We start from the raw sequence: 6,738 nt of genomic DNA on the forward strand, positions 1-6,738 counted from the left end.
ATCAAGAATCTGAACGACCCCGGCCTGGTCGTGCTGGGCAGCGGCTCGTTCCTGGGCATCCCGTACACGGTGCTCATCGCCGCATTGCTGCTTCTCGTGGTGTTGTTCGTCGTGCGACGCACGACCTTCGGTCGCGCGCTCGAAGCCGTCGGCGGCAACCCGCTCGCCTCGCAGCTTGCCGGCCTGCGAATCAAGCGGATCCTGACCTACGTCTACATCATCGCGGGTGTCTTCGCCGCAATCGCCGGTGTGCTCGTGGCCGCCAAGTCACAGGCCAGCGACCCCAGAACCCTGGGACTGCTCATCGAGCTCAGCGCGATCGCCGCGGTCGTGATCGGCGGAACACCGCTCTCCGGCGGGAAGATCCGCGTCATCGGCACACTGGCCGGCGCCCTGCTCATGCAGCTGATCATCTCCACGCTCGTCGCGCACAACATCTCCGACTCCGTCGCGCAGATGGTGCAGGCCGGCGTCATCATCGTCGCTGTCTATGTTCAGCTCGGAAGGAAGAGACAGTAATGACCACGAACAGCGTCACCGTGCTGAACGACGCCGAGAACCTGATCGAACAGCGGCGTCCCCGCGCCGAGGCCATCGCTCGCTTCACGCAGCGCAACGGGGCCATCGTCATGATGGTGATCATGGCCCTGGTGATGGCGGCATCCTTCCCGTCATTCGGAACCGCGAGCAACCTGACCCAGATCGCGCAGCAGGCCTCGTTCTACGCTCCGCTCGCGCTCGGTATGACCTTCGTCATCTTCACCGGCGGGATCGATCTGTCCGTGGGCTCGGTCTTCGCGCTCGGCGGCGTCCTGGCGGCCTGGGCGTCGCAGTACGGCATCCTCACCGCGATCTTTCTGCCTCTGGTGGTGTGCGGCCTGACCGGGCTCGTTCAAGGGCTGATCATCGCTCGAACCGCCATCCCGGCCTTCATCGTCACCCTCGCCGGGCTCCTCTTCGCACGCGGCCTGCTGCTCGTGCTCACCGACGAGGGTGCGACGACGTTCAAGGTTCCGGCGGACAGTCCCTTCCTCGGGCTCGCCGGCGGGTCCTTCCTCGGTCTGGCCAACTCCGTCTGGCTCGTCATCGTGCTGTATCTGATCGGTGTCGTCGTGCTGCGCCGCACATCGTACGGTTCGACTCTGCTCGCTATCGGCGGCCAATCGGATGCCGCAGACCTGATGGGTCTTCCCGTCACACGCTCGAAGATCATCGTCTACACCGTCAGCGGGCTGCTCGCCGGCCTCGGCGGCGTGCTCATCGCGTCGTACACCTCGTCGGGTGTGACCACGCTCGGCGTCGGGCTGGAACTCACCGTGATCGCCGCCGTCGTCCTCGGCGGAACGCTGCTGACCGGAGGCGCCGGCACCGTGATGGGCTCCCTCGCCGGAATCGTCCTGCTGCAGCTGGTGGCCAATCTCATCAACCGTCTGAGCCTGACCAACTCGAACTGGCAGGCCGTCGTCAACGGCGGCGTTCTCATCTTCGTCGCCGTCGGGCAGTTCTATCTCTCCCGGGTGCAGGCCCGGGCCCGTAAGAAGGCCGCCGACTAGCCACAAGCTTCGTCGCGGCCCACTCTGCAATTCCCTCCTCACCCATGCCCTCTCAAGAAAGGCGCTACATGTCGTACCCAAAACGCCGTGGTCGTTGGAGACTTCTCGGCACTCAGGCGGTCGTCGTCGTCGGCCTGCTGGTCGGCTCCGCCGTCGTCACCGCACCCGCCCAAGCGGCTGTGCAGACGCACGGCCTCAAGGCTGAATATTTCACACTCGGATCCGGAGCGGACTTCCCCTTCGGCGATCTGAAGGCCACCGTCCTCGACGGCGCCATCAACTACGGAAACCTCGTGCCCGTGTTCGAAGAGCGCACCGGACAACGTGAGAACGCGGGCGTGCGCTGGACGGGCTCGATCACCGCGCCGACCGATGGCGAATACACCTTCTCCGCGATCGGCGATAACGGTATGCGCCTGTGGATCGATGGCGAACTTGTCATCGACTTCTGGGAGAACAAGTGGGATCTCGAGCAGACCTCTGCTCCGATCACCCTGACCGCCGGCGCTCACGATTTCACGATGGAGAACTTCCAGGCCACCGGTGGCGCCTATCTCCAGCTCAGTTGGCAGGGCCCTGGCATCGAGAAGTCGATCGTGCCGCTATCGGCTTTCACCCCGCCGTCCGATTTCGAGGTCTTCCCCGCCAACGCGACCGTCAACGTCGCTGGCGACACGGTGCTGGTGGAACTCGACGGCGAGGCCGGCGGAGCGGATGGCGCCGCCGAGAACCTGACGCTCACGGTCGATCAGTCGGAGGTCGAGATCACCGACACGACGACGGATGCCTCGGGGCTGGCGATCACGCCCATCGGATCGATCTACGCTGACACGAGTGTTCGTCTGAGCTATGACGGTGAGGGCCCGCTCACGGTCGACGGCGAACCCGTCGGCGCATTCGACATCCCGGTGCTCAATGACTCCGACTACTCGATGACCACTCCGTGGGCCGACGACGTCGACGTCGACAACCCCCTGCCGGAGTATCCTCGTCCGCAGCTCGAGCGCTCGGCGTGGGAGAACCTCAACGGCGTGTGGCAGTTCGAGGCCGCGACTGCCGACAGCGAGACGCCCTTCGGCACCGACCTGGCCGAAGAGGTCGTCGTACCGTTCCCGATCGAGTCGGAGATCTCCGGTGTCGAGCGGCACGAGGATCACATGGTCTACCGGCGCACGTTCGAGGTGCCCGCTGACTGGAACATCGGCTCAGACCAGCGTCTGCAGGTGAACTTCGGGGCCGTCGACTACGAGTCGACCGTCTTCGTCAATGGCACGGAGGTCGCCGCGCACGCAGGCGGCTTCGACGCCTTCAGCGCTGACGTCACCGATGCGCTCGTGGACGGCTCGAACGAGCTCGTCGTGCGCGTGAGCGATGACACAGCCAACCAGCCCAAGGGCAAGCAGACCCCGAACCCGTCGGGTATCTTCTACACTCCGGCATCCGGAATCTGGCAGACAGTGTGGATGGAGCCAGTTTCGGCCGCGCACATCGATCGTCTGCAGCTGACGCCTGATATCGAGGCATCCGCTCTCACGGTCAACGCCGTGTCGGAATCAGCATCCGCCGACGCTGAGGTGACCGTGACGGCCTACGACGCCGAAGGCGCCGAGGTCGGCAGCGCGACCGGGGCGGCAAACGCCGATCTCTCGGTCACGATCGCCGACGCGCACCTGTGGTCGCCGGAAGACCCCTACCTGTACACGCTCACGGCGACGCTGACCGACAACGGCCAGACCGACACCGTCAGCAGCTACTCCGGCATGCGTTCGATCGCGGTCGCAGAGGTCGATGGGGTGCAGCGCATCACGCTGAACGGTCAGCAGACCTACCTGCTGTCGACGCTCGACCAGGGCTACTGGCCGGACGGCGTATACACCGCCCCGACCGATGAGGCGCTCGCGTGGGACATCCAGGCGACGAAGGATCTCGGCTTCAACACGATCCGCAAGCACATCAAGGTCGAGCCGCAGCGCTGGTACCTGCACGCGGATCAGATCGGAATGCTGGTCTGGCAGGACATGCCTACCGCCGACAACGGCGATGAGGCTGCCCGCGACGTCTTCCGGGCGGAGCTCACCGAGATGATCGACGAGTTCCGTTCGACGACGTCGATCATCGGCTGGGTGCCGATGAACGAGGGTTGGGGCGAATGGGATCGCATCGCCACCGGTGAGATCGCCGACGATGTCAAGGCGCAGGATCCGAGTCGACTCGTCAACGCGCACAGCGGTGTGAACTGCTGCAACTCGAAGGGCGACTCAGGCAAGGGCGACATCATCGACTGGCACCAGTACACCGGTCCGGCGCTGCCACACCCCGACGCCACACGTGCATCGATCGACGGTGAGCACGGCGGATTCTCGCTGTCTGACCCCGCGCACACCTGGCCGGGCGGATCGGTGAACCCCTACGGTGAGGTCGAGACGCAGGAGCAGTTGACGGCGGCGTATGTCGAGAACACCGCCAAGCTGGTCGCACCCGCGCAGGAATACCTTTCGGGATCGATCTACACGCAGATCACGGATGTCGAGGGTGAGGTCAACGGTTTCTGGACCTACGACCGCCGCGTGCTGAAGATGGACCTGGACCAGGTCAAGGCCATCAACGAGAAGGTGATCGAGGTCGGCTCCGAGCCGCGCCCGCTGCCGGAGCCCACCCCGGGTGAGGACGGCGTCGCCTACTGGCCGCTCGATGAAGGCACCGGCACCGAAAGCGCCGATGCGAGCGGAAACGACAACCCGCTGACCCTCTCCGAGGGAACGAGCTGGGAAGAGGGCGTGGCAGGTTCTGCCATCGCGGTGGATGGCACGGGGCAGGATGCCACGGCATCCGTCTCGCTCGACACCACCGGCAACTACTCGGTCTCGGCCTGGGTGCGCATGGACGAGCTGCCGGCTGACGGACAGTACGCCACGATCGCGAGCGCCGACGGCCTGACCGGTCGCAGTGCATTCTTCCTCCAGTACGGTGACCCGATCTCCGGCTTCGCGTTCAGCTTCCCGAACGGCCCGCGCGCCGTGCTCGAGACGACACCCGAGCTCGGCAGCTGGCACCATCTGGTGGGCGTGCGCGACGTCGAAGCGGGAACCATCTCGCTCTACGTGGACGGCGAGCTCGCAGCGACCGAGGCGACCGATGGCGGCACCCCGTCGTCGGGCACGATCGCGCTCGGGCGGGGCCAGTGGGACGGAGACGCCGTCGACTTCCTCAACGGCGCCATCGACGACGTGCACGTGTTCGACCGGGTGCTCTCGGCCGACGAGGCCGCGGCCCTGGCTGTGCCGCCGGTTGTCGATCCGACCGCCGTCGTGCCGGCAGCTGTGACGTTCAACGACGTCTCCGGCACGGAGGACGACACCTACACGATCCCGGAGTCTGAGGGAGTCGAGTACGTGTTCGGCGGCGACACCGCCGCGTTCGCCGCGCTCGCCGCGCTCGCCGCCGACGGTGACGTCCTGGCCGCCGGAACCTACCCGGCTGTCGGCGACGTGACCATCTCGGCACGGGCGCTGGAGGGCTACGCCCTCGCAGAGGATGCTGTGACGCAGTGGTCGTTCAGCTTCTCCGCTGAGGTCGACCCGACGAACCCGGGTGACCCCGGTGACGGTGACGACGGGTCGGGCGATGGTTCGGGTGAAGACGGTTCAGGTGAAGCCGGCTCTGACGAAGCCGGAGGCGACGACCTGGCCGCGACCGGTGGCGAGATCGCCTGGGCGGCTGCGGCCGCAGCGCTCCTGCTGCTGATCGCCGGAGGATTGCTCATCCAGCGACGCCGACGCGCCAGCATCCGCTGATCGTCGCGCGGGGGTTCGGTTCGGTTCGCCGAGCCCCCGTCTTAGCACCGAGCCCCCGTCGCAATCACGAAAATGCGACGGGGGCTCGACGGCGCGACGGGGGGGTCGACGGCAGGTGGAAGCGCCGCGCGCGAATCAGATCGTGTCGTCGGCGGCGATGATGTCGAGCGACCAGAAGCGGGTGTCCGGATCGTCAGGGTCGTGGGCAGCCTCGACCTCCGCGATGACCTCGTGAATCCGCCGCTCGACCTCGGTGAACTCGGCCTCGGTCAAGCGCATGCTGCGCTGTGAGAAGGTGCCGTGGCTTGTCGTATCCCGTCCGGACACATACTCCCGCGCCCACGTGACCACGCGCCGGGTCATGTCGATGTGGTCGTCGACGAGCGCGTTCATCAGCACCCCGCCGAGCACCTCATCTTCGATCGGGTTCTCGGGCGAGCCGATGTTCCATGCGCCGTCGGTGGGTTTCCAGACCCGATCGCGCTTATCGCGGGCATGCTCGGGAGCCGCTTCGATCAGCCCGGCGTCCGCGAGCACGCGCAGGTGAAAGCTGATGCTGTTGGCGGCGACGTCCAGGTCGCCAGCGAGGTCGGCGGCTCGAGCGTGGCCACGTGCGGCGACGGCCTTGGCGATGCGGCGACGCAAGGGATGCGCATACGCCTTCATCATCGCAGTCGTGGCGTTGCGGGCATCCGGATGCACCGCGGGACGCTGTTCCTCATCGGCCATGCCCCGATTCTATCCACGATAGAAGTTGCGCAATATATGTTGCGCAATAATCCTTGCGCATTTACGCTGGAGCCATGAGCACCACGACCGCGCACCGGCTCACCCGCAACAGCCGCTACATCGCCTGGCTCGTCAGCGACACGGCCAAGGGCCTCGCCGGCGCGCTGTTCGGCTTCGCCATCCCGCTGATCGTCCTCTTCGTGACCGACGACCCCGCACAGGCCGGCATCATCGGCGCCGTCGGCATGACCGTGCGCACCCTCACGACACTGATCGGCGGAGTGCTCGCCGACCGCCACCAGCGCATCCTCATGATGGCCCTGGGCTCGGCCATCGGCACGGTGCTCGCGGCGGGCTTCATGCTGCTCGCCCTGGGCGATGCCCTCACCTTCGCCACGCTGCTCATCGCGGAGGTGCTGCTCGCCGCCCGCACCGGCCTCTTCGACATGGCCGGCGAGAGCGCCCTGAAAGAGATCGTTCCCGACGACGCGATGGGCCGTGCACAGGCTGCCAACCAGGGCCGAAACGCGGTGCTCGACCTCGCCGGTGGCCCGCTCGGTGGAGTGCTCTTGGCCGTCGGTGCATGGCTTATCGGCGCCGTCATGGCCCTGTGACACCTCCTCGCGATGGTGACGGCATGGATGCTGCAACGCTCCGTCGTG

5 protein-coding genes are annotated in these 6,738 nt (G+C 66.4%); 4 read left to right on the plus strand and 1 reads right to left on the minus strand.

Annotated elements, in window-relative coordinates:
* The 3 genes from Q1J95_RS12995 to Q1J95_RS13005 all read left to right on the plus strand — a co-directional run.
* On the plus strand, positions 1–519 hold a 519-nt coding region (locus tag Q1J95_RS12995), incomplete at its 5' end, for an ABC transporter permease (RefSeq protein ID WP_300268215.1).
* The gene (locus Q1J95_RS13000; protein ID WP_300268217.1) at positions 519–1,553 is read left to right on the plus strand and encodes an ABC transporter permease; all 1,035 of its coding nucleotides are present in this window, start codon (positions 519–521) and stop codon (positions 1,551–1,553) included. The genes Q1J95_RS12995 and Q1J95_RS13000, both read left to right, overlap by 1 nt.
* A 68-nt stretch (positions 1,554–1,621) precedes the next feature.
* Positions 1,622–5,347 carry a LamG-like jellyroll fold domain-containing protein gene (locus Q1J95_RS13005; RefSeq protein ID WP_300268218.1) on the plus strand — a complete coding sequence of 1,242 codons (3,726 nt, stop codon included), beginning with the start codon at positions 1,622–1,624 and terminating at the stop codon, positions 5,345–5,347.
* A 135-nt stretch (positions 5,348–5,482) separates the two neighbouring features.
* Here the strand turns inward: Q1J95_RS13005 and Q1J95_RS13010 are convergent, their stop codons facing one another.
* Complete coding sequence (locus Q1J95_RS13010; RefSeq protein WP_300268219.1) at positions 5,483–6,076, minus strand: helix-turn-helix domain-containing protein; 594 nt, start codon at positions 6,074–6,076, stop codon at positions 5,483–5,485.
* Positions 6,077–6,150: 74 nt separating this feature from the next.
* Between Q1J95_RS13010 and Q1J95_RS13015 the strand changes: the two genes are divergently transcribed.
* Complete coding sequence (locus tag Q1J95_RS13015) at positions 6,151–6,690, plus strand: hypothetical protein (protein ID WP_300268221.1); 540 nt, start codon at positions 6,151–6,153, stop codon at positions 6,688–6,690.
* The last annotated feature ends 48 nt before the right edge of the window (positions 6,691–6,738 follow it).

The sequence above is a fragment of the Microbacterium sp. genome (genome assembly GCF_029263575.1).
In the GTDB taxonomy this organism is placed as follows: domain Bacteria; phylum Actinomycetota; class Actinomycetes; order Actinomycetales; family Microbacteriaceae; genus Microbacterium.